3 protein-coding genes are annotated in these 1,749 nt (G+C 70.0%); all 3 read right to left on the bottom strand.

The window, feature by feature from the left end; genetic code table 11:
- The coding region (locus CCN42_RS39760) for an alcohol dehydrogenase catalytic domain-containing protein (RefSeq protein ID WP_158102204.1) at window positions 1–181 on the bottom strand (181 nt) is incomplete at its 3' end.
- Window positions 178–1,017, bottom strand: coding sequence for a carbohydrate ABC transporter permease (locus tag CCN42_RS39755; RefSeq protein WP_245877686.1), 840 nt, complete (start codon window positions 1,015–1,017; stop codon window positions 178–180). The genes CCN42_RS39760 and CCN42_RS39755, both read right to left, overlap by 4 nt.
- Window positions 1,014–1,749: carbohydrate ABC transporter permease (locus tag CCN42_RS39750; protein ID WP_086742004.1), on the bottom strand; the 736-nt coding region annotated here is incomplete at its 5' end. The genes CCN42_RS39755 and CCN42_RS39750, both read right to left, overlap by 4 nt.

The raw sequence follows: 1,749 nt of genomic DNA, 5'->3' as shown, positions 1-1,749 counted from the left end.
CGAACTCGTGCCCGGGCACGATCGGCAGCTTCGGGGCGAACTCGCCCTGGAGGATGTGCAGGTCGGTGCCGCACAGGCCGCACGCGGCGACCTCCACGACCACCTCACGGGGTCCCGGCGTCGGGTCCGGGACCTCGGCGACGACGGCCTTGCCCACGGACTCGATGACGGCGGCCTTCATTTCACGGCTCCCAACGACAGGCCCTGGACGAGTTTGTCCTGGGCGGCGAACCCCGCGGCGAGCACCGGCAGGGAGATGACGAGCGACGCGGCGCACACCTTGGCCAGGAACAGGCCCTGGCTGGTGATGAAGCCGGTCAGGAAGACGGGGGCGGTCTCCGCGACCACGCCCGTCAGCACACGGGCGAAGAGCAGTTCGTTCCAGCTGAAGATGAAGCAGATCAGGGCCGTCGCGGCGATGCCGGGCAGGGCGATCGGGGCGACCACCCGGGTGAGGATCACCGGCAGGCGCGCGCCGTCCACGCGGGCCGCCTCGATCACCGCCACCGGGACCTCGGCGAGGAAGGACTGCATCATCCACACCGCGATCGGCAGGTTCATGGAGGTGTAGAGGACGACCAGGAGCCAGATGTTGTCGAGCAGGCCCGCGTTCCTCGCGAAGAGGTAGATCGGGAGCAGGCCCGCCACGACCGGCAGCATCTTCGTGGAGAGGAAGAAGAACAGGACGTCCGTCCATTTGCGGACACGGTTGACGGACAGGGCGTAGGCCGCCGGGAGGGCGAGGAGCAGGACCAGCAGGGTCGAGGCCAGCGACGCCACCGTCGAGTTGATCAGCGCCGGCCAGGGGCTCGCGCCGCCCGTGAGGCCGAAGAACTCCCGGTAGCCGTCCAGGGTGAGGGCGGCGGTGAAGGAGGGCGGGTTGGCCGCCGCGTCCGCCTCCGAGTGGAAGGACGTCAGCGCCATCCAGGCGATGGGCAGGAAGAACCCGATGCCGGCCAGCCAGGCCAGCAGGCCCGGCCCGGTGCGGCGTACGGCGTTCAGGCGCGGGGCGCTCATGCGCGGGACACCTCCTCGCGGAAGAGGGACGACACGACCCGCAGCGCGAAGGTCGCGATGACGAGCGAGCCGAGGACGACCAGGACGCCCGCGGCCGAGGCGAGGCCGTTCTCGTGGGCCTGGTAGAAGCTCTGGTAGACGGTGTACGGGAGGTTGGCGGTGCCCAGGCCGCCGGAGGTGATGGTGAAGACCGCGTCGAAGTTCTGGACGATGTAGATCGACCCGAGCAGGGCTCCCAGTTCCAGGTAGCGGCGCAGGTGGGGCAGGGTGAGGTGGACGAAGATCTGCCAGTCGCTCGCGCCGTCCACCCGGGCGGCCTCGATCTGCTGCGGGTCGCGGCTCTGCAGCCCGGCCAGCAGGATCAGCATCATGAACGGGGTCCACTGCCAGATCAGCGAGGCCTCCACCGCCAGCAGCGGGGTGGTCGAGATCCAGTCCGGCTGGGGGCCGCCGACGTAGCTCAGAAGGCCGTTGAGCAGGCCGTACTCGGGGTTGTAGAGGACGTGCTTCCACAGCAGCGCCGCCGCGACCGGGACCACCAGGAACGGGGCGATCAGCAGGGTGCGGACCACGCCGCGGCCCTTGAACCGGCGGTCCAGGAGCAGGGCCAGCAGCAGGCCCAGGACCAGGCTGACCAGGACCACCGTCGCGGTGAGCAGGATCGTCGTGCCCACCGAGTGGCGCAGATCGGCGTCGGTGAGCACGTGGCGGTAGTTGTCCAGGCCGGTGAAG

The sequence above is a fragment of the Streptomyces glaucescens genome, assembly GCF_002154375.1.
In the GTDB taxonomy this organism is placed as follows: Bacteria; Actinomycetota; Actinomycetes; order Streptomycetales; family Streptomycetaceae; genus Streptomyces; species Streptomyces glaucescens.
Note: the sequence above shows the minus strand (reverse complement) of the source record. Positions and strands in the feature narration are given on the sequence as shown.

Bases quoted from the DNA above. Each gene is read 5' to 3' on its own strand.
- CCN42_RS39755 (WP_245877686.1), bottom strand. From the start codon at position 1,017: ATGAGCGCCCCGCGCCTGAACGCCGTACGCCGCACCGGGCCGGGCCTG.